Origin of the sequence: Ruegeria lacuscaerulensis (genome assembly GCF_013034745.1) — a bacterium.
In the GTDB taxonomy this organism is placed as follows: Bacteria; Pseudomonadota; Alphaproteobacteria; order Rhodobacterales; family Rhodobacteraceae; genus Ruegeria; species Ruegeria lacuscaerulensis_B.
The window spans coordinates 1-20,771 of the sequence record NZ_WQGP01000012.1 but is presented as its reverse complement, the minus strand read 5'-3'; the positions used below and the strand labels follow the sequence as shown (position 1 = coordinate 20,771).

The window sequence follows — 20,771 nt, the reverse complement described above, 5'->3', positions numbered from 1 at the left end:
AAGGACATGTCATGGACGGCACGTTCAACGAAAACGATCTTTCCCGCGTAGTCGAGGCCGACCGCGCCCATATCTGGCACCACCTGATCCAGCATAAACCGTTTGAAACCAACGACCCGCGCATCATTGTCGAGGGCAAGGGAATGCGCGTTTGGGACCAGAACGGCAAGGAACATCTGGATGCCGTATCCGGCGGGGTCTGGACGGTCAACGTGGGCTATGGCCGCGAATCGATCTGCAAGGCGGTCTACGACCAGCTGATGAAGCTGTGCTATTTCGCCAACTCGGCCGGGTCGATTCCGGGCTCGATCTTTGCGGAAAAGCTGATCAGCAAGATGCCGGGAATGAGCCGTGTCTACTATATGAACTCGGGTTCTGAGGCGAATGAGAAAGCCTTCAAAATGGTCCGTCAGATCGCCCACAAGAAATACGGCGGCAAGAAGACCAAGATCCTGTACCGCGACCGCGACTACCACGGCTCGACCCTGGCGGCGATGTCGGCGGGCGGTCAGGACGAGCGCAACGCGCAATACGGCCCCTTTGCCCCCGATTTCGTGCGCGTGCCCCATTGCATGGAATACCGCAAGCACGAGCTGGACGGCGCCCCCGAAGAGAATTTCGGCGAATGGGCGGCTGATCAGATCGAAGAGGTCATCCTGCGCGAAGGCCCCGATACTGTTGGTGCCCTGTGCCTTGAGCCTGTGACCGCCGGTGGTGGCGTCATTGAGGCCCCCGAAGGCTATTGGCAGCGCGTGCAGGAGATTTGCGATAAATACGACATCCTTCTGCATATCGACGAAGTTGTCTGTGGTGTTGGCCGCACCGGCACATGGTTCGGCTATCAGCAATATGGCGTGAAGCCGGACTTTGTGACCATGGCCAAGGGTGTCGCCTCGGGCTATGCGGCGATTGCCTGCATGGTCACGACCGAGGAAATCTTTGACATGTTCAAGGACAATGCCGACGACCCGATGAACTATTTCCGCGATATCTCGACCTTTGGCGGCTGCACCGCAGGCCCGGCGGCAGCGATCGAAAACATGCGGATCATCGAGGATGAGAACCTTCTGCAGAACTGCACCGACATGGGCGCGCGCATGATGGGCAACCTGCAGGGGCTGATGGAAAAGCATAAGGTCATCGGCGACGTGCGCGGCAAGGGCCTGTTCCTTGGTGCTGAGCTGGTCTCGGACCGCGCAAGCCGCGAGCCGGTGAACGAAAAGATGGCGCAGGCCGTGGTCGCCGACTGTATGGCGCAGGGCGTGATCATCGGCGTCACCAACCGCTCGGTTCCGGGCCGGAACAACACGCTGTGTTTCTCGCCTGCGCTGATCGCGACAGCGGATGATATCGACCAGATCACCGATGCGGTGGACGGCGCGCTGGGGCGTGTCTTCGGCTAAAACCTGTGAAAGATGAAAACCGGCGCACCCTCGCGCCGGTTTTTTTGTGCCCGAACAAAACCTTGCCAAAACCCGCAACTCGGATAGCCTGTTTCTATTCCAGACAGGAGACCACCCGATGTTCCGCGCATTTTTCACCACTTTCCTTCTTGCCTTCACCGCGCCAGCCTTTGCCGAACAAGGCAGCGGTTTCCCTCAGATCGTGGGCACATGGCACGGCACCTACTTGGTGGGTTTCGCCAAATCGAACCCGAACCACGCCAAGGGCCTGCAGAAAACCGAGATGGAGCTGGAGATCACCAAGCTCGACGGCAACCTGATCACCGCGACCAACCGCTGGCGGCGGATCGGAGACACCGACTGGATCGTCGAAGAGGCGATGGGCACGTTTTCCCTGGACGACCCCACCCGCTTTGTTCTGGCCGAGGCAGGGATATCGGGCGATGACGTGTCCGCGGGGATATTCAACGGTGTCTATCTGGATGACGTCATCATGGTGACCTACGCAGGTCCGGGGACCGGCGTGGCCTTTGCGGCGCAGTTGGTGAAGAAAGAAGATAAGTAGTTGTATGGACGAAATTTCTGCGAGTTTGTTGCAGACGACAGTTCAGAACTGCCGATCAGTACTACCTACTAATTCCAAGCCACGTTCAAATCACACGAAAACACCTATGACTCAAAGTGACTACAGGGTAATACCCGCTCAAACAAATGAAACATCAAAGGAATATGCGGGCCGACTGCAAGACATGGGCTTTGAAGAAATGTTCATTCGCAAAGCTCTACGTTACCACTTCGACATTGATACGGAGCAACTTCCTTCCTTTTTTGAAGACTTTGAAACCGCGCGTCTGAGGCACATCTCTTTGATCCAGAGACTTAAGCCGCAGAGGACCAAACGCTCAATGATTATGAAAATCGCCAAAAACTTAGGATGTTCTGATGAAAGCGCGGAGCTCTGGTTTGAGCGGTTTCAGGAGCAAAGCGAAGACCGATAGCTTAGTGGGAAACGATGGTTCATCGGCTGGATAAGAACAAAAGATTATCTAACAAACCCAGACGAAAAAAGCCGCCCCAAAACGGGACGGCCTTTCATTCACTGTCTCTGTAGCAGAGGATCAGGCAGCCAGAGCGGCCTGAGCTTTGGCGACGATCGCGCCGAACGCTTCCGGTTCGTGCACGGCCAGGTCGGCCAGAACTTTGCGGTCCACTTCGATGCCGGCCAGGTTCAGGCCGTTGATGAAGCGGGAATAGGTCAGAGCCTCGTCGTGCGAACGGACAGCAGCGTTGATGCGCTGGATCCACAGCGCGCGGAAGTTGCGCTTGCGGTTCTTACGGTCGCGGGTTGCGTACTGGTTGGCCTTGTCGACGGCCTGACGGGCAACCTTGAAGGTGCTCTTGCGGCGGCCATAGTAACCTTTGGCGGCCTTGATGACCTTCTTGTGACGGGCGTGAGTTACGGTTCCACCTTTAACGCGGGACATGTTGGTATCTCCTCTTAGCGGTCGTAGGGCATGTAGCCCTTGACGATCTTGGCGTCGGGGGCGGACAGGGTGGTGTTGCCACGGGCGTCGCGGATGAATTTCTTGGTCCGCTTGATCATTCCGTGCCGTTTGCCGGCCTGGCCAGCAAGGACCTTACCGGTCGCAGTCACCTTAAAGCGCTTCTTGGCGCTCGACTTGGTCTTCATCTTAGGCATTTCCGTCTCCTATTCTCGGGTTCGGTTTCAGACGCGACTCGGCATGCCATCTCGGCCGGTCACGCGATCAGAAGCGCCGTTTACGCAAGTTCGATCATACTGGCAAGGGGGTTTGGACCAGAATCTGCTTATTTTGCGGCTGGTCAGGCACCGGGGCGACGCGGGCCGCCCCGGTGAAAGGTTTTAGTGACCGAACTTGCGGATTTCGCCGCTTTTCAACCGAGCCGCATAGCTCGCCAGCTCCTGACGTACAATCTTCATCAGGAAATACAGCGCGAAGACGTTCACAACCGCCATGGCAAAGATCGCCGCATCCGAGAAGTCGATGACCGGGCCAAGGTTGGCCGCCGCACCGATCACTACGAACACACAGAAGATGATCTTGAAGACCAGCTCTTTGGTGTGACCCTCACCAAACAGGTAGGTCCAGGCCTTGAGGCCGTAATAGGACCAGCTGATCATGGTCGAGAAGGCAAACAGTACCACGGCAATAGCCAGAATGAACGGGAACCAGCCAAACGCACTGCCGAACGCCGCTGAGGTCAGGCTGACGCCGGTATTGCCATCGACCGTGGCAATCGCATTGCCCGCTTCGTTCAGCATGTAGTTGCCGGTTGCCGGATCGACGATCAGCTGCTGAGTGATAATGATCACAAGCGCAGTCATGGTACAGATCACGACTGTATCGATGAATGGCTCGAGCAGTGACACAAAGCCCTCTGTGATCGGTTCCTTGGTCCGCACAGCCGAGTGCGCAATCGCCGCAGAACCCACGCCTGCTTCGTTCGAGAACGCCGCACGCCGGAAGCCCTGGATCAGCGCGCCGACCATTCCGCCAGCCACGCCGAGACCGGTGAAGGCACCTGCGAAGATCTGACCAAAAGCCCAGCCGATCTGATCCGCGTGCATGATGATGATGACCAACGCGGCCAATACATACATGACACCCATGAAGGGCACGACCTTTTCGGTTACGCTGGCGATGGATTTCAGGCCGCCTACGATCACGGCAAAGACGATACCCGCAAAGACCAGACCTGTGATCCAACCCGGATAGTCTCCGACAATGCCCGCGATCTGCTGGTGCGCCTGATTGGCCTGGAACATATTGCCCCCACCCAGCGCGCCAAGAATACAGAAGATCGAGAACAGAACGGCCAGAATCTTACCGCCCGGCAAGCCCAGTTCACTGAACCCCTTGGACATGTAATACATCGGACCGCCTGAAACGGTACCGTCCTCGTATTCGTTGCGGTACTTCACACCCAGCGTACATTCGGTGAATTTCGAGGCCATTCCCAGCAGACCTGCGACGATCATCCAGAACGTAGCACCCGGCCCGCCGATACCGATGGCCACCGCCACGCCGGCGATGTTTCCAAGGCCGACTGTACCCGACAGCGCCGTTGCAAGCGCCTGAAAGTGGCTGACCTCGCCTGCATCATTGGGGTCGGAGTAGTCGCCTTTGACAAGGCTGATCGCGTGGCTGAAGAAGCGCAATTGCACGAAGGCAAAATAAACTGTGAACACCGTGGCGGCGATCACCAACCAACCTACGATCCACGGGAAACCGGTTCCCGGAAACGGTGCGAAGATGAAGCTGACGAAGGGGCCGGTGAAATCGGCGAACGCCTGATTGATCTTTTCGTCGAGACCCGGAGCCTCTTGCGCCAGGGCAGGACCGGCGGCAAAGGCCCCAGCGGCGAAAGCGCCAAATTGTTTGAGCATTCTCATTCTTGTCTCTCCCATCAGTTCACGACCGTGACCGGCACATCGGCATGCATGACCAGATTTTGGGTCGAGCTGCCAAACAGGCGTTTCTTGAACCCATCGGCGGAGGCGCGTCCTACGATGATCTGTGTGCCGCCGTTTTCGACGGTGATCTTGTTGAGCGTTTCTGCAACGTCGCCGTGACGCACGATACCATGTGCCTCGAACCCGGCGGCTTTGAGCGCATCGACCGCAGGCGCGATGATACGCGTCGTGGCCAGTTCAACCTCTTCCTCGCGGCGCTTGTGACGCAGGGCGTTTTCTTCCGGTGTCTGAAATGTAAACGGGGACCATTCGATGACATAAACCACCAGCAATTCACACGTCCCGATCCGCTCAGCCAAATCTTTGGCAAATGCGATCGCGCGTTCTCCGGTTTCTGTCCCGTCCAGTCCGATGACAATCTTGGTTGTCATGGTGTTCCTCCAATTTTGTTGATTATACCGAGGCCCGTGCCCCCGGCCGGGCAGTCGGAGTCTGGAACTTTTTAAATTGACCGCCCACGCGAACCAGTATCCGAGAAAAACACCAAAAAATAGAGGGGAAACTGAAAGTTTCCCCTCCTATTTTTCTATATATATGTTTTTTATCTTCTTTTTTTGCCCAAAATTAAGGCAAACCACCTATCACCCAGGATCCGTGTTATAGATCAAACGCTCATCACACGGTGCAATCCGCAGAATATTAGTCGTGCCCGGAACGTTGAATGGCACCCCTGCGGTGACCACGATCTGGTCGGTTTCGGCTGCGAACCCACCCGACCGAGCGGCGCGGGCCGCGTTCACAACCGCGCCTTTGAACCGCTCCAATTCTGGTGTCATGACGCAGTGGCAGCCCCAGCTAAGGCACAAGCGGCGGGCCGTGCCCTTCGCAGGGGTCATGGCGATGATTGGCACTCCAGGACGCTCGCGCGCTGTCAACAAGGCCGTGGTCCCACTTTGAGTAAAACAGCAGATCGCTTTGATATCCGTCTTTTCCGCAATCTCGCGGGCCGCCGCCACGATACCGTCTGCAATTGTCGTGCCTTTCGCGGTCCGCGATGACGCTATGATCTGCGTATAGGTCGGGTCGGCCTCAACCTCGATGGCGACCTTGTTCATGGTCTGGACCGCTTCGACCGGGTAAGAGCCCGCAGCCGATTCCGCACTGAGCATGATAGCGTCAGTGCCCTCATATATCGCCGTCGCCACGTCCGAGACCTCGGCCCGCGTGGGCATGGGGCTTTCGATCATGCTTTCAAGCATCTGCGTGGCCACGATCACTGGTTTGGCCGCGCCCCGGCACTTGCGCACTAAACGTTTCTGGATCGGCGGCACGGCCGATACCGGCAGTTCGACCCCCAGATCGCCGCGCGCGACCATGATCCCGTCAGACGCATCGAGGATGTCGTCAAACGCCTCAACCGCCGCTGGCTTTTCGATCTTCGACAGGATCGAAGCGCGCCCATCCGCCAGCCCGCGGGCTTCGAACACATCCTTAGCACGCTGCACAAAGCTCAGCGCCAACCAGTCGACGCCCAATTGGCAGACAAATTCCAGATCGTCACGGTCCTTCGCCGACAAGGCCGCCAGCGGCAGCACCACATCGGGCACGTTCACCCCTTTACGGTTCGAGATCGTGCCCCCGACCTCAACCGTGCAATTGGCGAAATCCTGACCGCAATCCTGTACGATCAGGCGGATTTTACCGTCATTGACCAGCAGACGCGCGCCCGGTTCCAGCGCCGCGAAAATCTCGGGGTGCGGCAGGCAAACGCGGTTGATATCCCCGGCCTCGGGGTCAAGGTCCAGCCGGAAGGCCGCGCCTTCTTCTAATTCTTCAGAGTCGTTGGCGAAGACGCCGACACGCAGTTTCGGTCCTTGCAAATCGGCCAGAATGGCGATCGGGCTGTCCAGATCCTTTTCAACCTGACGGATGATCCTGTGCCGCTCGCGGATTTCATCATGGCTACCGTGGCTCATGTTTAGGCGGAACACATCCGCCCCGGCCTCGTGCAGAGCTCGGATCATGTCATAGTCATTCGACGCCGGACCCAGCGTCGCCACGATTTTCACATTTCTCAGGCGTCGCATTGGTGGTGCTCTCCTCACGTTTTCTTTAGGTGTTGCGTAAATGTTACCGCAAACATCACTTCAAGCTGCTTATTGCGCAATTCCCTTTTCAAAGCAACTGCCCTACACCTGCGACAAACAAGATGACAGGCTTATGACGTATTCTCCGTTTTTTATCCACGGCGCTGATCGCCCGTCGCGCTGGCTAATCACATGTGACCACGCCACTAACACCGTCCCGCACGACATCAATGGCGGAGACCTCGGCCTGCCGCGCGAGGATATGGAGCGTCACATCGCCTATGACGTGGGGGCGTACGAGGTCTCGAAACATCTTGGAGAAATCCTGAACGCGCCTGTGGTCGCGGCCAATTTCTCGCGTCTTGTGATCGACCCGAACCGGGGTGAGGATGACCCGACCCTGCTGATGAAGCTGTATGATGGGTCGATCATCCCCGGCAATCGTCACGCCGACGCAGCCGAGCGGGAACGGCGGCTGAACATGTGTTATCGCCCCTATCACAATGCTTTGGCCGAGCTGGCGGCCTTACCCCATGCGGTGATTGTGTCCATGCACTCCTTTACCCGACAGCTGCGGGGGCGCGACCCACGCCCGTGGCATGTGGGCGTTTTGCACACCCCGGACGAGCGTTTTGCGCGCCCGCTGATCACCCGGTTGCAGGCAGAAGACGACCTGTGCGTCGGCGTAAACGAACCCTATACCGGTGTCCTGCCCGGAGATGCTATCGACAAGCACTGCACCGCCTTTGGTCGCCCCAATGCCCTGATCGAGCTGCGCAATGATCTGATCGCCGATCACGCTGGACAACGGGCTTGGGCGGAACGTTTGGCCGTTGTGCTACAGGACGCACTGGATACCAGCGACCTTTGATCACACGTCATTGTGAGTATACCACCTGATCGCCATATATTCGTCGAAAGGGGATCGCCATGACCCAGGAATTCGTAACCTCTGTGTTTGGTTGGATGGCCGCGCTGAACATCGCAGTGCTGTTGTTCACAACATTAATGGTCCTGCTGCTGCAGGAGCAGATTGCGGGCGTTCACAGCAAGTTATTCCAGATGGAGCGGTCGGAAGTGAAACGAGCGTATTTCCGATATCTGGCCAACTACAAGGTCCTTACATTGATCTTTTGCATCGTACCTTGGCTGGCCTTGAAACTGGCCTGACATCCTGTTTGTTGAAACATCGCCTCCGGGCCGCTAGGTCAAGGACAACGATACTGTCATCCGGAGTCAGCGCATGGACAAGCAAACCGAAATCGAACTTCAGGCCGCAGCCTTCCGCCGGTTGCAAAAGCACCTGATGGAAGACCGCACCGACGTGCAGAACATCGACATGATGAATCTGGCCGGGTTCTGCCGCAACTGCCTGTCGCGCTGGTATCAGGAAGCCGCAAACGAAAAAGGCATCGAGATGGGCAAGGACGAAGCCCGTCAGATTTTCTACGGCATGACCATGGATGACTGGAAAGCTATTTATCAGACCGAAGCCAGCCCCGAAAAACAGGCCGCCTTCGAGGTCGCCTTTGACGAAAACGTCACCAAAAAAGGTTGAACGCTGAAATCAAAAAGGCCCGCCGGTTTGGCGGGCCTTTTGCTTAGATCGCCGCCTTGCGGCTTTCATCCAGATAAATCTCACGCAGGCGCTTGGCTATCGGCCCTGGCGTGCCATCGCCTAGTGCGACGCCGTCAATCTCGACTACCGGCATGACAAAGGCGCTGGCCGAGGTGGTGAACGCTTCATCCGCCTCTTTCGCCTCATCGATCGTAAACAGACGCTCTTCGACTTCCATCTGCGCCTCGGCTGCCATTCGCAGCACAGCTTTGCGCGTGATGCCGTGCAGAATGTCATTGGACAGCGGACGGGTCACGATCTTGCCGTTCTTGACGAAATAGGCGTTGTTGCTGGTGCCTTCGGTGACATAGCCATCCTCGATCATCCACGCATCATCGCACCCGGCAGCCTTGGCCATCATCTTGCCCATCGACGGGTACAGCAACTGCACTGTCTTGATATCACGGCGGCCCCAGCGAATGTCATCAATCGAGATGATCTTAGCGCCCTTCTGCGCCGCCGGGCTGTCGGCCAATCCCGGCTTGTTCTGGGTGAACAGAACCAGCGTCGGCTTGGTATCGGCCGCAGGGAACACGAAATCCCGGTCCCCGTCGCTGCCACGCGAGACCTGCAGATAGATCAGACCTTCTTCGATTCCGTTCAGCTCAACCAGTTTGCGGTGAATTGCCAGAAGTTCATCCTTGCTGCAGGGCTCGGCCATCTGCAGCTCGTCCAGCGAGCGTTTCAGACGCACCGCGTGGCCTTCAAAGTCGATCAGCTTGCCGTCCAGCACGCTGGTCACCTCATAAACGGCGTCGGCCATCAGAAAACCACGGTCAAAGATCGAAACCTTGGCGTCGGTCTCGGGCAGGTACTCTCCGTTCACGTAAACGGTGCGGGTCATGTCACTCTCCTCAGCCCCAGAGCGCCGCTTTTGGCGGATGCACTCCGGCGTCATCAAAAATCAGCGGGTTGGTGCGGTCTTCGGCCAGAAGAAGCGGGCCGTCAAGGTCTGTGACCATCGCACCCTGCGCCAATAAGGTCGCAGGTGCCATCGCAAGCGAGCTGCCGACCATGCAACCGACCATGACCCTATAGCCCTCGGCCAGCGCCTGCTGCCGCAGCGCCAGAGCCTCGGTCAGACCGCCGGTTTTGTCGAGCTTGATGTTGACGACATCGTACTTGCCTTTAAGACCGGGTAGGCTGCTGCGATCATGACAGGACTCGTCGGCGCACACGGGCACCGGACGCTCCATTCCGATCAGCGCGTCATCTTCACCGGCAGGCAAGGGTTGCTCGACCAGAGCCACACCCAAACGCACCAGATGCGGGGCAAGGTCGGCATAAACAGCGGCCGACCAACCCTCATTCGCGTCGACGATGATCCGCGCGTTCGGCGCGCCCGCGCGCACAGCTTCAAGACGGGGCATGTCGTCCGGTGTGCCCAGCTTGATCTTGAGAAGCGGACGATGCGCGTTGGCGGTTGCTTGCGCCTGCATCGCCTCGGGCGTGTCCAGCGACAGAGTATATGCGGTGATCTCGGGGCCCGGAACTGGCAAACCGGCCAAGTCCCACGCCCGTTTGCCCGCACGCTTGCATTCCAGATCCCACAGCGCACAGTCTACGGCATTTCGCGCCGCCCCAGCGGGCAGCAGGTCCATAAGCGATTGCCGGGTGATGTCTGCAGGCAGACCCGCGATCTCGGCTTCAACCGACTCCAGTGTTTCATCATAGCGCGCGTAGGGCACGCATTCTCCCCAGCCCTGATGCACCCCGTCCGAGATCCGAACGGTCAGCACCTTGGCCTCGGTCCGCGACCCGCGCGAGATGGTGAACACCTGCGCCAACCGAAACACATCCCGCGAAATGTCTATCCGCATCACACACCTTTCCCCAGCAGAGCGACCAAGATTTTTCGACGAAAAATCTTTGCCAGACCGTGTTACAGCGCCGCCAGCGCGTCAACCAGCTTACCCGCGCCAAAGCGGTACGGGTCAGTGGCGGGCAAGCCTAACTCGGCCTCAACCTCGGCGATATAGGCACGCGCGTCGTCTTCGCTCAGGTTCTGGGTGTTAATCGACACACCGACAACCTGACAGGCCGGGTTGCCTATCCGAGCCAGCGGCAGCGCCGCGTCACGCAGATCCGGCAGCGACGGCAGGGAATACTCAGGCAAGCCACGCATATGCGTCCGCGTAGGCTCGTGGCACAGGATCAGCGCATCGGGCTGACCGCCGTGGATCAGCGCCATAGTCACACCGGAATAGGACACATGATACAGTGACCCCTGCCCTTCGATGTGATCCCAGTGATCGGCGTCATTCTCTGGCGTCAGGTATTCGACCGCACCGGCCATGAAATCGGCCACGACCGCGTCCAGCGGAACCCCCTGCCCGGTGATCAGAATGCCCGTCTGCCCCGTGGCGCGGAAAGTGGATTTCATGCCCCGCTTGCGCATCTCGGCATCCATCGACATGGCGGTGTACATCTTGCCTGCCGAACAATCGGTCCCCACGGCCAGACACCGCTTGCCGCTGCGCTTTTTACCATTGGCAATCGGATAGCCAACAGTCGGCACACGCACGTCGTGCAACGTGCAGCCGTGGGTTTGCGCCGCGGCCACCAGATCGCCCTCATCGCGCAACAGGTTATGTAGGCCAGAGGCCAGATCAAACCCCATCTCGAGCGCCTCGATCAGCACTTTCTTCCACGCCGCACTGATCACGCCGCCCCGGTTGGCAACGCCAATGACCAGCGTTTTCGCGCCGGCGGCTTTGGCCTCGGCCAGAGTCAGATCGGTCATACCCAGATCGGCCTTGCAACCCTCCATCCGGTACTGGCCCACGGCGTTCTCGGGACGCCAGTCCCGGATGCCGATGGCGACTTTTGCGGCCAACTGGTCGGGCGCATCGCCCAAAAACAACAGATACGGTGTCTCGATCATTGCGGTGCACTCCTTTGATTCCGACGCAGGCTAGTGGAGCCGGCAGGCGAGAGTTTCGCGAATCCTTCTGTCAACGTCAGTTGGGTTGGGAGAATTTTGCGCAGTTTGCCGAAAATGCGCAAAGACTTTTCAAGTTTCCAAAGTGATTAAACTTTAACCGCCCACGACGCAGCGTATTTTGGGGAATGCTGCGAATGCATTGCCGCGCCTGCACAAAGACGCTTGCGCCACGTTGCGCAATTTAATACCAGATAAGCCAACAAAATCGCAATTTCCTTTCCCGCACGAGGTCCAGATGAGCTTTCGCCTTCAACCCGCCGCCCCTGCCCGCCCAAACCGTTGTCAGCTGTTTGGTCCCGGTTCGAACACCAAGCTGTTCCCGAAAATGGCCGCCTCGGCCGCCGACGTGATCAACTTGGACCTTGAGGATTCCGTTGCACCCACTGACAAGGATGTGGCCCGAGCCAATGTGATCGAGGCGCTGAACACAATCGACTGGGGCGGCAAATACATGTCCGTCCGCATCAACAGCCTAGACACGCCCTACTGGTATCGCGACGTGGTTGATCTGCTGGAACAGGCCGGCGACCGTCTGGACCAAGTCATGATACCCAAGGTGGGTTGTGCGGAGGACGTCTATGCCGTTGACGCGCTGGTCACGGCGATCGAGCGCGCCAAGGGCCGCACCAAGCCCATCAGCTTTGAGGTCATCATCGAATCCGCCGCTGGTATCGCCCATGTCGAAGCCATCGCGGCCTCATCCCCGCGCCTGCAGGCCATGAGCCTTGGGGCAGCAGACTTCGCGGCCTCGATGGGGATGCAGACCACCGGCATCGGCGGCACGCAGGAAAACTATTACATGCTGCGCGAGGGCGAAAAGCACTGGTCCGATCCGTGGCATTGGGCACAGGCGGCCATCGTCGCCGCCTGCCGCACCCATGGCGTGCTGCCCGTTGACGGCCCGTTCGGCGATTTCTCGGATGATGAGGGCTATATCGCGCAGGCCAAACGTTCGGCCACGCTGGGTATGGTGGGCAAATGGGCGATCCACCCCAAGCAGATCTCGCTGGCCAATCAGGTCTTCACCCCTTCGGACGAGGCGGTTACAGAGGCGCGCGAGATACTGGCGGCAATGGAACAGGCCAAGGCCAATGGCGAAGGCGCAACCGTTTACAAAGGACGTCTGGTCGATATCGCCTCGATCAAGCAGGCCGAGGTGATCGTGGCACAGGCCGAGCTGATCGCTGCAAATGGCTGACGAAAAAGGCGCCCCGCGGGGCGCCTTTCTTACCTGCCGAACACGTTGTTTGGCGTCCAGGTGAACCGCTCGCCCTGCTTGCCCCATTTCATCATCAGGCAAGAGGTTCCGTATTTCTGGAAATACTTGATGTTGAGCGGATACCAACCGGCCTTGGGCACCTCAACCTCTGTGCGTTGATTGGCTTCACAGCCCTGTCGACCATTCACATAGCCGATCTGCTGACCGCCGACCCAAGCGTCAATGCCGTCATTGGACCATGTTTCCAATTCATAGATTCCAGGCGAATCGAACTTGATATAACCGGTGACTTCAGCCGCCACATTGAACGCCTGATTGTAAGTCAGAACCGGGTCCCCTTCATTCGTGTCGCGATAGTCGAGCCCAATTAAAGGCGGGCCAGGCTCGGCCTTTTTCAACAAAAACTCAACTTTTGACAGGTTCTGGATTTTGCGCGGCGGGTTCCCCTCCCACGCATATTTCACATTCAAACCCGCTTTTGGGCTTGGCTGAGGATTGGCAGGCTGCAATTTCAGCGGCGCGGACACAGCCATCCCGGCGATCATCGCCAGGGTCACGGCCAGCGCTCCGGTCTGAGCGAATTTCATGGTCTTCTCCCTGAGTGTGGTCCCATTGGGGTTAATCCCCATTTTGGTCAGGACATTGGATAAACACTAGGATGTGAGAATTAACCTCGCAAGACAGTTAAAATTCACATTTGCGCTGTCAGGCACGCAAATCCTTGGGCGAATCCATCACCACATAGGACGTGATCGAGGTCACATGCGGCAATGTACCCAGCACTTCGGTGTGGAACGTTTTGTACGAGGCAAGGTCCGCGCACTCCACCCGCAGCAGGTATTCAATCGTTCCGGTAATGTTGTGACACTCCACCACTTCAGGTGCACGCTGCAAAGCGCGTTCGAACCCTTCTTGTGCAGCTTTGGTATGCTCGCCCAGACCCACGCCGATATAGGCGACGAACCCAACACCCAACGCCGCCGGATTAAGAACCGCCCGATAGCCTTGGATGACACCCACGCGCTCCAACTCCTGCACCCGTCTCAGACAGGCCGAGGGAGACAGGCCAACCCGGTCGGCAAGCTCCAGATTGCTGATGCGCCCGTCGCGTGACAGCTCGCGCAATAAATGTTGGTTTATTTGGTCAATCTTCACCATTCATTGCGAAACTTAGGAAAACTTGCGCGATTTCGCAATTTCATTTGCTGTGGATCGGACAAATATCCTGCAATGACCTATGATCTGCTTTTCGCATTGATGATGTTTGCCTTCGTCTCGTCCATCACGCCAGGGCCGAATAACCTGATGCTGATGGCCTCGGGTGCGAATTTCGGGTTTCGCCGCACCGTCCCGCATATGCTGGGCATCGGGATCGGGTTCACCGTTATGGTTCTATTGGTCGGGGCTGGTCTGGCGCAAGTCTTTATGCGGGTACCCCTGTTGCACAGCGCACTGAAAATTCTGTCCGTCGCCTATCTGCTTTGGCTTGCGTGGAAAATCGCCCACGCCGCGCCAGCGACCAGGGGCGAAACCGAAGGAACGCCAATGACATTTGGGCAAGCCGCCGCTTTCCAGTGGGTCAACCCCAAAGCGTGGACAATGGCCTTGACGGCGACGACGGTCTACACGCCCAACCACACGATGGGCGCGATCATCACTGTTGCTTTGGTGTTTGGTGCGGTGAACCTGCCCTCGGTCAGCACATGGACAGTACTGGGACAGCAGATGGCCCGGCTGCTGACAAACGCACGAAGGCTGGTGGTGTTCAACTGGACAATGGCCGCGCTTTTGGTCCTGTCGCTCTACCCGATCCTGTGGCCGGGCTAGACAGCCTTTTGGTGCGGAAAACTGCTGTTGAGTTGCATCCCTCGCGACGTCAGGTCATATAGCAATGAATTTCCGCGTTGAGAGGCGTCATGACCCAATATCTGGATTTCGAAAAACCCCTGGCCGAGATCGAAGGCAAGGCCGAGGAATTGCGCGCCTTGGCCCGCTCCAACGAAGAGATGGACGTGGCCGAAGAAGCCGCCGCGCTGGACGCCAAGGCCGTCAAACTGCTGGATGAATTGTACAGCGATCTGACCCCCTGGCGGAAATGCCAGGTGGCGCGTCACCCCGAACGCCCCCATTGTCAGGACTATGTCAAAGAATTGTTTACGGAATTCACCCCTCTGGCGGGCGACCGGAACTTTGCCGACGACCTGGCCGTGATCGGCGGGCTGGCCCGCTTCAACGACCAGCCTGTCATGGTGATCGGTCACGAAAAGGGGTCCGACACCAAATCGCGGATCGAACGGAATTTCGGTATGGCGCGCCCCGAGGGCTATCGCAAAGCCGTGCGCCTGATGGAGATGGCGGGGCGTTTTGGCCTGCCGGTGATCACCCTGATCGACACCGCTGGCGCCTACCCCGGCAAAGGGGCCGAGGAACGGGGCCAGTCCGAGGCTATCGCGCGGTCGACCGAGATGTGCTTGAAGATCGGCGTACCGCTGGTCTCGGTCATCATCGGCGAAGGTGGATCGGGCGGTGCGGTTGCCTTTGCGACGGCCAACAAGGTGGCGATGCTGGAACACTCGGTCTATTCGGTGATCTCGCCCGAGGGCTGCGCCTCGATCCTTTGGAAGGACGCTGAAAAGATGCGCGAAGCGGCTGAAGCACTGCGCCTGACGGCGCAGGATCTGTATAAGCTGGGCGTATGCGACCGGATCATCTCGGAACCTAAGGGCGGTGCCCACCGCGATCGTCCGGCCACCGTGGAATCGGTGCGCGCAGCCATCACGGACATGCTTAAAGAGCTGGACGGCAAGGATGCCGCCGCGCTGATTCAGCACCGCCGCCAGAAATTCCTAGATATCGGCGCGAAAGGGCTAGCCGCGTAGGCCTAGGGTCAGGACCCACTAATCTTGCGCCACTGGTTTGACTGATTTTGGTTCTGACAAGGCACATTCTTGCTGGAATAGTGGTTCTATTTCTAATGGATGTAACACAGTTCAGAGGCAAAATCAGTCAAATCCTTCGGACGCATGAACCGCTGCAAAGCAGCGGCTTTGATCGCTTGGAACTGACACCGCCAGTCCCGGCGCGCCCAAAAACCATTGCTTTTTTTGCCGTTCGCGCGCCAGTGGTGCAAGATTAGTGGGTCCTGACCCTAGCCCCCCAACCGACGCAGCAACGCGACCGAGGGCGTGCCCGTCACCGAAAGGCCGTTGGCGCGTTGATAGGCGCTGATGGCGGTTTTGGTGTTATTTCCAACCACTCCATCCGCGCCCTGCGTGTCATAGCCCGCCGCGGTCAGGCGACGCTGCAACTCTTTCCGATCCTCCAAAGTCAGACCTGTCTTGTCCGGGCCGAATGAGGCCTGAAAGGGTGCGCCGCCGGCAATCCGGTCGGACAGGTGCCCAACACCGATCGCGTAGCTATCCGAGTTGTTATAGCGCTTGATCACCTGAAAATTGCGGAACACGGCAATGCGCGGCCCCGGCACCTGCGGTTGCAGCACCGCGACTGGCGTGCCGGACACAGTTCCAACCTCTCCCCCCCAAGGCTGGCCACGCACCCAACCCGAACGGGCAAGGTAGGCTGCGGTCGAAGCCAATGAGTCTGCCGGGTCATCAGACCAGATATCACGCCGTCCATCGCCGGTATGATCCACCGCGAAGGCCAGATACGAGGTCGGGATAAACTGCGTGTGCCCCATCGCCCCTGCCCAACTGCCGGTCATGTTGGCAGGTGTCGTGTCGCCCTCTTGTATGATCTGAAGCGCCGCGATCAGCTGCTTTTCAAAGAAGGCACCCCGCCGTCCGTCATAGGCCAGCGTTGACGTCGCCGAGATCACGGGTATATCGCCTCGCCGCGCGCCATAGCGGCTCTCCAGCCCCCAAACAGCGACCACAACCTCTTTGTCGACACCATATTGCGATTCAATCTGCGACAGGGTTCCAGCGTAACGCACCATCATTTGCTTGCCGGTCTCGATCCGTTCGTCCGAGGCGGCGATGGCCAGATAATCCTCAAGCGAGCGCTTGAATTCGACCTGATTGCGATCACGCTCGATCACGCCCGGCAAATAGCCCGCCCCCTGAAAGGCCCGATCGAGTGTGCTTTGCGAGATGCCCTGCGCCGCAGCGCGGTTTTTGAAGCTTGCGACCCAAGCGTCCCAACCTGCATTCGGAACAGCGCGCATCCGCGATGCGGGGGCGGTTGTCTGTGCCCCTTCCGTGCAAGCTGTCAAAACGGACGCCCCGAGGCCGATGGAAAATACCCGACGATTGATCATGGCTGAAATCTGCTCTTGTTTTGATTGGAACCAGACTACAGCAGCGGCCGGATCCAAGCCAGCAAAGTGTCATCCATTCGCCCAGCAACAGGCCCTTCGGCGGCAAGCCGCCTAGCTGACCAGCATCCGCAGCCCCTGGGTCACGTCCGACCGCACAGCTAGACGCAATCCCGGCTCGTCCCCTGCTTTCAGCGCGGCGATAATCAGCTTGTGGTAATGCGGCGGCTCGGTCCGGCGCAAACGCCCATAAAGCGCGCGCATAGTCGGCCCCAACTGCAACCAGACCGTCTCGGCAATCGCCAGCATCGCCGGCGCTTGCGCCCGCAGATAAAGCGTGCGGTGAAACTCCAGATTGGTGCGAATATAGCCCACCGCGTCCCTTTTCGTGACCATTTCGGCCACGGTCATGTTGATGCTCTGCAACCGGTCGATCAGGGCAATATGGGCACGCGGCAAGGCGCGGCTAGCCAATTCGACCTCTAGTAGTGCGCGCAGGGCGGCAAGTTCTTCGATCCGGTCATTGGTCAACTCAGGCGTCGAAACGCGCCCGGACGAGGACAGGAACAGCGCCCCTTCGGCTGCCAACCGCCGCACCGCCTCGCGGGCGGGCGTCATGGATACACCAAACTCTTTGCCGATCCCACGCAAGGTCAGCGCGTGGCCCGGTGCAATCTCGCCATGCATGATCCGCGCGCGCAGCGCCCGATAGATCCGGTCATGTGTTGCGGTTTGCGAGTCGGAGGAACGAGGGCTCTGCATGTGCCCATGTGATCACATCCAGCCCCGCCGTCAACTCGGCGGGCTGTCAAATCTATAGTGATGAAGCTGCGCCCCGTTGTCGCGCAGCCAGCGCCTTTGATCCCGGTAGTCGCCGAAAATCCTTTCCACCTGCGCCCAGAACGCTGGAGAATGGTTCATCTCGACCAAATGTGCCACCTCGTGCGCCGCGACATAATGCAGGATCTCGGACGGGGCGAGGATCAGACGCCAGGAAAACATCAACCCGCCCGCCGAACTGCATGAGCCCCACCGCGACCGCGTGTCCCGGATGGTCAGGCTAGAATAGTCCCGCCCCAGCATTGCCGCATAATCATCACAGGCCTCAGTCAGCCGGTCGCGTGCCAATTCCTTGAGGAACCGAGCCAGCCTGCGCCCTTCCGACCCTTTGGGCACCGCGATCTCACCGCCCACCAAGGCAACGCGACGCCCCTGTGCTTCAACGATTCGCCGGTCAACCCCTTCCACCGGTATGCTCTGGCCGATCTGAACCTGTTCGGGGTCAGGACGGTCTTGCAGGTGCTGCCTGATCCAATCCTCCTTGGCGCGCGCAAAACTCAGCGCTTCGGCCTCGGGCACCCCTTGCGGGTAGGTCAGCGTAACCCGCCCGTCCAGTTGGGAAATCCGCAGGCTGATCCGCCGCGCACGCGCCGATTTTCGCAACGTCAACGGGACCCGAGGCGTTCCCGGTAAGGCGTGATCCCCCATGGGTCGGTTTCTCCTGCTCAAAGGCTTTGACAGTGCCCGCTGCATGTGGCACGTGACCTGAATCGTTATTACGACTCACCTGATATCAAGGGGATTTCACATGCCCAAGGAAGAATGGGGCGTAAAGCGCGTTTGCCCGACAACCGGCAAGCGGTTTTACGACCTGAACAAGGACCCGATCGTCAGCCCCTATACCGGCGAGATCGTGGAACTGGACACCGGCAAAAGCCGGATGATTGCTGCTGACGCGGAAGATGCGGCATCGGCCAAAGCGCGCGAGAAAGCGTCGGACGAAGATCTGGTTCTGGACGATGACGACAATGTCGATGTCGATCTGGACGATGACCTGCTGGATGATGATGACGACAGCAATGATGATGTTTCGCTGGACGACATCACCGACATGTCGTCGGAAGACGAAAACTGATCCCGTTCAGAGGCGACCCTGCGTCGCCTCGAACCATCCCGGATATTGGGGCGAAAGTTTTTTCCAGAATTCCTTTTTTGGACTTGCACTCATCGCCGCCGTCTCATAAACGTCCGCCCACTGCTTAAGCAGTACCTTGATGGGGCCTTAGCTCAGTTGGGAGAGCGCTTGCATGGCATGCAAGAGGTCAGGGGTTCGACTCCCCTAGGCTCCACCAAAACTTCAAATCTATTGTTAAATAGCATTCGCTCGGGTATTTCGACGAAATCTGTTTCGCGATTCTCCGGTTGCAGGACTAAAGAATATTTTTCTGGATCTTTGGGCTAAGAATGCGGGAAATTCCACTTCGGACAAGCGCCTAAACGAACCGAAAAGAGTTGCTCTCTTTTGAGGGAAAATGGTGTCGGGGGCGGAACATAATTTGCATTCTAAAATTTTGATTTATATCAATTAAAATTTTGTACTTAAATCATGATACCCCCTATTATAACCACGTAGAAAAACTTTTTATGCATTAAGTACTTGATAAATCTGTATGATTCCGATTTTTGGAATCGAATAAATTATTTCTCTGCATCCATTTTGTTAGATACAGTGCGGAGTAATCCAAGCGGGCAAACACTCTATCAAAGTTGAAACTTACTTGTTCCAGAGTAACTTTTCTGCTGACTTACAATTTCATTCACTCTGCGCTGGACAGTGGCCAGCTGCACGCATTCTGGTTCTACTTGGCGCCAAAATTCGATCCTGCCCATAAGATGGTCAATGTACTGGGGATTAAAAATTTTCCTCCGAGATACGTGCGTAGAAAGGCCGGCAGACCATACAAAGTAGACATCTTTTTTGAGTTCGCGGCGAAACTTCCGCGGCACTCTTGGAACTCCTGAAGTTATGTCCAGTCCAGTTATGATTTTTCGGTCGGCTTTGCCAAGAAAACGTACTTTCTGTTGATTAACCTCAAAACCTTCGTCCTCTATGATTTCGAAGAAAAGCCTGGCTATTCCACTTGGTATGGATTTTCCTGAAACAGCAATATCATCAGCATATCGCGTATAACGAAGCCTATGTCGCTTGCAAACCTTGTAAAATCTAACGTCCATACGGCGGCACACGATATTGCTAAGCGTTGGGCTGGTCGCCGCCCCTTGAGGTAGCGAGTCTCCAAGAGTGCATATTTTACTCAAAAGGTAAGCAACTTCGTTCGGGTAACCAATTGAAGTAAAAACGCGCATTATTCTCTGGAATGAGATTGAGGGAAAAAAATCCTTAATATCAATTTTAAGTATCTGGTCGCGCTCGCAGTGAAGCCGTGCGTTGTCTAAAATCGACTTTCCTCTTCGAAAGCCAGTTGCACATACGGACACTTTCACAGAGTCCAAAATATTTTCGGCGATCCATCGTTGAGCCTCTAAGAGGGATGGATAAGGAGCAACGATTTCCCTGCGTCCTCCCGAACGCTTCGGTATTGAAAACGAACGATAAAAACTCTTCGTCCCAAAAACCATACTGAGCATCATCGGCAATTCTAAACCCAAAAGTTGGGCCAAGTGGTCTTGCTCAAAAATCGGCGGAATTTTTGCATCTGCGCATCGGGCGATATACGGGATATATTTTGCGGAAAGTTCAGTGTCTAATCCAATTTCTTCGAAGTAAGATTCCCACACCTGCGTCAATGATCTTTTCATGGATGCGGCCAGCCCTACCTGTACAAACCGATGCGCAGCATCGCTTCTACAATAAAATCGGTGAATTTTGGTTTCTGGAGGAAACCAAAATTTCTCCGAGTTAATTGTGGAGCTCTCTTGGAATGCCTCATCTGACTAGGTCCACCGTTATGTATAGTGAACGGAGGACAGAG

The 20,771-nt window shown here is 57.4% G+C and carries 24 protein-coding genes and 1 tRNA gene; 11 read left to right on the top strand and 14 right to left on the bottom strand.

Annotation, left to right across the window (positions count from 1 at the left end; translation table 11 throughout):
• Positions 1 to 11 precede the first annotated feature (11 nt).
• The 3 genes from GOV79_RS20070 (at position 12) to GOV79_RS20060 (ending at position 2,401) form a co-directional block, all read left to right on the top strand.
• On the top strand, positions 12 to 1,403 hold the full coding sequence (locus GOV79_RS20070; RefSeq protein WP_170791406.1) for an aminotransferase family protein: 1,392 nt from the start codon (positions 12 to 14) through the stop codon (positions 1,401 to 1,403).
• A 118-nt stretch (positions 1,404 to 1,521) separates the two neighbouring features.
• On the top strand, positions 1,522 to 1,968 hold the full coding sequence (locus tag GOV79_RS20065; RefSeq protein WP_170787131.1) for a hypothetical protein: 447 nt from the start codon (positions 1,522 to 1,524) through the stop codon (positions 1,966 to 1,968).
• A gap of 106 nt (positions 1,969 to 2,074) precedes the next feature.
• The gene (locus GOV79_RS20060) at positions 2,075 to 2,401 is read left to right on the top strand and encodes a hypothetical protein (RefSeq protein WP_170791404.1); all 327 of its coding nucleotides are present in this window, start codon (positions 2,075 to 2,077) and stop codon (positions 2,399 to 2,401) included.
• Between the two features lie 120 nt (positions 2,402 to 2,521).
• Here the strand turns inward: GOV79_RS20060 and rplT are convergent, their stop codons facing one another.
• The 5 genes from rplT to pyk all read right to left on the bottom strand — a co-directional run bounded on the left by rplT (position 2,522) and on the right by pyk (position 6,944).
• Positions 2,522 to 2,887 carry a 50S ribosomal protein L20 gene (rplT, locus tag GOV79_RS20055; RefSeq protein ID WP_008756009.1) on the bottom strand — a complete coding sequence of 122 codons (366 nt, stop codon included), beginning with the start codon at positions 2,885 to 2,887 and terminating at the stop codon, positions 2,522 to 2,524.
• A gap of 14 nt (positions 2,888 to 2,901) precedes the next feature.
• Positions 2,902 to 3,102 (bottom strand): 50S ribosomal protein L35, encoded by a 201-nt coding sequence (rpmI, locus tag GOV79_RS20050; RefSeq protein WP_010443552.1) that lies wholly within the window; start codon positions 3,100 to 3,102, stop codon positions 2,902 to 2,904.
• Positions 3,103 to 3,285: 183 nt separating this feature from the next.
• Positions 3,286 to 4,836, bottom strand: a complete 1,551-nt coding sequence (locus GOV79_RS20045) for an alanine/glycine:cation symporter family protein (protein WP_170787128.1) — start codon at positions 4,834 to 4,836, stop codon at positions 3,286 to 3,288.
• Positions 4,837 to 4,850: 14 nt separating this feature from the next.
• Positions 4,851 to 5,288 (bottom strand): universal stress protein, encoded by a 438-nt coding sequence (locus GOV79_RS20040; RefSeq protein WP_170775177.1) that lies wholly within the window; start codon positions 5,286 to 5,288, stop codon positions 4,851 to 4,853.
• Between the two features lie 210 nt (positions 5,289 to 5,498).
• A complete protein-coding gene (gene pyk / locus GOV79_RS20035; RefSeq protein WP_170787126.1) occupies positions 5,499 to 6,944 on the bottom strand; it encodes a pyruvate kinase in 1,446 nt (481 codons plus the stop codon).
• A gap of 133 nt (positions 6,945 to 7,077) precedes the next feature.
• Between pyk and GOV79_RS20030 the strand changes: the two genes are divergently transcribed.
• From GOV79_RS20030 to GOV79_RS20020, 3 genes are all read left to right on the top strand, one after another.
• On the top strand, positions 7,078 to 7,815 hold the full coding sequence (locus GOV79_RS20030; protein WP_170356079.1) for an N-formylglutamate amidohydrolase: 738 nt from the start codon (positions 7,078 to 7,080) through the stop codon (positions 7,813 to 7,815).
• A 59-nt stretch (positions 7,816 to 7,874) separates the two neighbouring features.
• Positions 7,875 to 8,114: a DUF6868 family protein gene (locus GOV79_RS20025; RefSeq protein ID WP_170791402.1), complete on the top strand. Its 240-nt coding sequence runs from the start codon at positions 7,875 to 7,877 to the stop codon at positions 8,112 to 8,114.
• Positions 8,115 to 8,187: 73 nt separating this feature from the next.
• Entirely contained in the window at positions 8,188 to 8,502 is a 315-nt protein-coding gene (locus GOV79_RS20020) for a DUF1244 domain-containing protein (protein ID WP_170791401.1), read from the top strand.
• Positions 8,503 to 8,545: 43 nt separating this feature from the next.
• On the opposite strand, the gene GOV79_RS20015 is transcribed toward GOV79_RS20020, so the two are convergent.
• From GOV79_RS20015 to dgcN, 3 genes are all read right to left on the bottom strand, one after another.
• Complete coding sequence (locus GOV79_RS20015; protein ID WP_170791399.1) at positions 8,546 to 9,406, bottom strand: D-amino-acid transaminase; 861 nt, start codon at positions 9,404 to 9,406, stop codon at positions 8,546 to 8,548.
• Between the two features lie 10 nt (positions 9,407 to 9,416).
• The gene (dgcA, locus tag GOV79_RS20010; protein ID WP_170791396.1) at positions 9,417 to 10,382 is read right to left on the bottom strand and encodes an N-acetyl-D-Glu racemase DgcA; all 966 of its coding nucleotides are present in this window, start codon (positions 10,380 to 10,382) and stop codon (positions 9,417 to 9,419) included.
• 62 nt (positions 10,383 to 10,444) lie between these two features.
• Positions 10,445 to 11,446: an N-acetyltransferase DgcN gene (dgcN, locus tag GOV79_RS20005; protein ID WP_170791394.1), complete on the bottom strand. Its 1,002-nt coding sequence runs from the start codon at positions 11,444 to 11,446 to the stop codon at positions 10,445 to 10,447.
• A gap of 295 nt (positions 11,447 to 11,741) precedes the next feature.
• On the opposite strand from dgcN, the gene GOV79_RS20000 reads away from it, so the two are divergent.
• Positions 11,742 to 12,704 carry an L-malyl-CoA/beta-methylmalyl-CoA lyase gene (locus GOV79_RS20000; protein ID WP_170791392.1) on the top strand — a complete coding sequence of 321 codons (963 nt, stop codon included), beginning with the start codon at positions 11,742 to 11,744 and terminating at the stop codon, positions 12,702 to 12,704.
• A gap of 29 nt (positions 12,705 to 12,733) precedes the next feature.
• On the opposite strand, the gene GOV79_RS19995 is transcribed toward GOV79_RS20000, so the two are convergent.
• The gene (locus tag GOV79_RS19995) at positions 12,734 to 13,312 is read right to left on the bottom strand and encodes a PA14 domain-containing protein (protein WP_170775195.1); all 579 of its coding nucleotides are present in this window, start codon (positions 13,310 to 13,312) and stop codon (positions 12,734 to 12,736) included.
• Positions 13,313 to 13,430: 118 nt separating this feature from the next.
• The gene (locus GOV79_RS19990; protein ID WP_170791390.1) at positions 13,431 to 13,883 is read right to left on the bottom strand and encodes an Lrp/AsnC family transcriptional regulator; all 453 of its coding nucleotides are present in this window, start codon (positions 13,881 to 13,883) and stop codon (positions 13,431 to 13,433) included.
• Positions 13,884 to 13,955: 72 nt separating this feature from the next.
• On the opposite strand from GOV79_RS19990, the gene GOV79_RS19985 reads away from it, so the two are divergent.
• Both GOV79_RS19985 and GOV79_RS19980 read left to right on the top strand, forming a co-directional pair.
• On the top strand, positions 13,956 to 14,552 hold the full coding sequence (locus GOV79_RS19985; RefSeq protein WP_170787112.1) for a LysE family translocator: 597 nt from the start codon (positions 13,956 to 13,958) through the stop codon (positions 14,550 to 14,552).
• An 89-nt stretch (positions 14,553 to 14,641) separates the two neighbouring features.
• Positions 14,642 to 15,604 carry an acetyl-CoA carboxylase carboxyltransferase subunit alpha gene (locus tag GOV79_RS19980; RefSeq protein ID WP_170791389.1) on the top strand — a complete coding sequence of 321 codons (963 nt, stop codon included), beginning with the start codon at positions 14,642 to 14,644 and terminating at the stop codon, positions 15,602 to 15,604.
• A 269-nt stretch (positions 15,605 to 15,873) separates the two neighbouring features.
• On the opposite strand, the gene GOV79_RS19975 is transcribed toward GOV79_RS19980, so the two are convergent.
• The 3 genes from GOV79_RS19975 to GOV79_RS19965 all read right to left on the bottom strand — a co-directional run bounded on the left by GOV79_RS19975 (position 15,874) and on the right by GOV79_RS19965 (position 18,486).
• Positions 15,874 to 17,001 (bottom strand): lytic murein transglycosylase, encoded by a 1,128-nt coding sequence (locus tag GOV79_RS19975; RefSeq protein WP_170791387.1) that lies wholly within the window; start codon positions 16,999 to 17,001, stop codon positions 15,874 to 15,876.
• Between the two features lie 111 nt (positions 17,002 to 17,112).
• A complete protein-coding gene (locus tag GOV79_RS19970; RefSeq protein ID WP_170775205.1) occupies positions 17,113 to 17,760 on the bottom strand; it encodes a GntR family transcriptional regulator in 648 nt (215 codons plus the stop codon).
• 30 nt (positions 17,761 to 17,790) lie between these two features.
• Positions 17,791 to 18,486, bottom strand: coding sequence for a M48 family metallopeptidase (locus GOV79_RS19965; protein ID WP_170775207.1), 696 nt, complete (start codon positions 18,484 to 18,486; stop codon positions 17,791 to 17,793).
• A gap of 100 nt (positions 18,487 to 18,586) precedes the next feature.
• Between GOV79_RS19965 and GOV79_RS19960 the strand changes: the two genes are divergently transcribed.
• A complete protein-coding gene (locus GOV79_RS19960) occupies positions 18,587 to 18,913 on the top strand; it encodes a TIGR02300 family protein (protein WP_170775209.1) in 327 nt (108 codons plus the stop codon).
• Positions 18,914 to 19,054: 141 nt separating this feature from the next.
• Positions 19,055 to 19,130, top strand: a tRNA-Ala gene (locus tag GOV79_RS19955).
• A 409-nt stretch (positions 19,131 to 19,539) separates the two neighbouring features.
• On the opposite strand, the gene GOV79_RS19950 is transcribed toward GOV79_RS19955, so the two are convergent.
• Entirely contained in the window at positions 19,540 to 20,598 is a 1,059-nt protein-coding gene (locus GOV79_RS19950) for a reverse transcriptase family protein (protein ID WP_170791385.1), read from the bottom strand.
• Positions 20,599 to 20,771 lie beyond the last annotated feature (173 nt).

What these genes read in the sequence shown, in the direction of transcription:
- GOV79_RS20070 (WP_170791406.1), top strand. Translation starts at nt 12, where the DNA reads ATGGACGGCACGTTCAACGAAAACGATCTTTCCCGCGTAGTCGAGGCC.
- GOV79_RS20065 (WP_170787131.1), top strand. Translation starts at nt 1,522, where the DNA reads ATGTTCCGCGCATTTTTCACCACTTTCCTTCTTGCCTTCACCGCGCCA.
- GOV79_RS20060 (WP_170791404.1), top strand. Translation starts at nt 2,075, where the DNA reads ATGACTCAAAGTGACTACAGGGTAATACCCGCTCAAACAAATGAAACA.
- rplT (WP_008756009.1), bottom strand. Translation starts at nt 2,887, where the DNA reads ATGTCCCGCGTTAAAGGTGGAACCGTAACTCACGCCCGTCACAAGAAG.
- rpmI (WP_010443552.1), bottom strand. Translation starts at nt 3,102, where the DNA reads ATGCCTAAGATGAAGACCAAGTCGAGCGCCAAGAAGCGCTTTAAGGTG.
- GOV79_RS20045 (WP_170787128.1), bottom strand. Translation starts at nt 4,836, where the DNA reads ATGAGAATGCTCAAACAATTTGGCGCTTTCGCCGCTGGGGCCTTTGCC.
- GOV79_RS20040 (WP_170775177.1), bottom strand. Translation starts at nt 5,288, where the DNA reads ATGACAACCAAGATTGTCATCGGACTGGACGGGACAGAAACCGGAGAA.
- pyk (WP_170787126.1), bottom strand. Translation starts at nt 6,944, where the DNA reads ATGCGACGCCTGAGAAATGTGAAAATCGTGGCGACGCTGGGTCCGGCG.
- GOV79_RS20030 (WP_170356079.1), top strand. Translation starts at nt 7,078, where the DNA reads ATGACGTATTCTCCGTTTTTTATCCACGGCGCTGATCGCCCGTCGCGC.
- GOV79_RS20025 (WP_170791402.1), top strand. Translation starts at nt 7,875, where the DNA reads ATGACCCAGGAATTCGTAACCTCTGTGTTTGGTTGGATGGCCGCGCTG.
- GOV79_RS20020 (WP_170791401.1), top strand. Translation starts at nt 8,188, where the DNA reads ATGGACAAGCAAACCGAAATCGAACTTCAGGCCGCAGCCTTCCGCCGG.
- GOV79_RS20015 (WP_170791399.1), bottom strand. Translation starts at nt 9,406, where the DNA reads ATGACCCGCACCGTTTACGTGAACGGAGAGTACCTGCCCGAGACCGAC.
- dgcA (WP_170791396.1), bottom strand. Translation starts at nt 10,382, where the DNA reads ATGCGGATAGACATTTCGCGGGATGTGTTTCGGTTGGCGCAGGTGTTC.
- dgcN (WP_170791394.1), bottom strand. Translation starts at nt 11,446, where the DNA reads ATGATCGAGACACCGTATCTGTTGTTTTTGGGCGATGCGCCCGACCAG.
- GOV79_RS20000 (WP_170791392.1), top strand. Translation starts at nt 11,742, where the DNA reads ATGAGCTTTCGCCTTCAACCCGCCGCCCCTGCCCGCCCAAACCGTTGT.
- GOV79_RS19995 (WP_170775195.1), bottom strand. Translation starts at nt 13,312, where the DNA reads ATGAAATTCGCTCAGACCGGAGCGCTGGCCGTGACCCTGGCGATGATC.
- GOV79_RS19990 (WP_170791390.1), bottom strand. Translation starts at nt 13,883, where the DNA reads ATGGTGAAGATTGACCAAATAAACCAACATTTATTGCGCGAGCTGTCA.
- GOV79_RS19985 (WP_170787112.1), top strand. Translation starts at nt 13,956, where the DNA reads ATGACCTATGATCTGCTTTTCGCATTGATGATGTTTGCCTTCGTCTCG.
- GOV79_RS19980 (WP_170791389.1), top strand. Translation starts at nt 14,642, where the DNA reads ATGACCCAATATCTGGATTTCGAAAAACCCCTGGCCGAGATCGAAGGC.
- GOV79_RS19975 (WP_170791387.1), bottom strand. Translation starts at nt 17,001, where the DNA reads ATGATCAATCGTCGGGTATTTTCCATCGGCCTCGGGGCGTCCGTTTTG.
- GOV79_RS19970 (WP_170775205.1), bottom strand. Translation starts at nt 17,760, where the DNA reads ATGCAGAGCCCTCGTTCCTCCGACTCGCAAACCGCAACACATGACCGG.
- GOV79_RS19965 (WP_170775207.1), bottom strand. Translation starts at nt 18,486, where the DNA reads ATGGGGGATCACGCCTTACCGGGAACGCCTCGGGTCCCGTTGACGTTG.
- GOV79_RS19960 (WP_170775209.1), top strand. Translation starts at nt 18,587, where the DNA reads ATGCCCAAGGAAGAATGGGGCGTAAAGCGCGTTTGCCCGACAACCGGC.
- GOV79_RS19950 (WP_170791385.1), bottom strand. Translation starts at nt 20,598, where the DNA reads ATGAAAAGATCATTGACGCAGGTGTGGGAATCTTACTTCGAAGAAATT.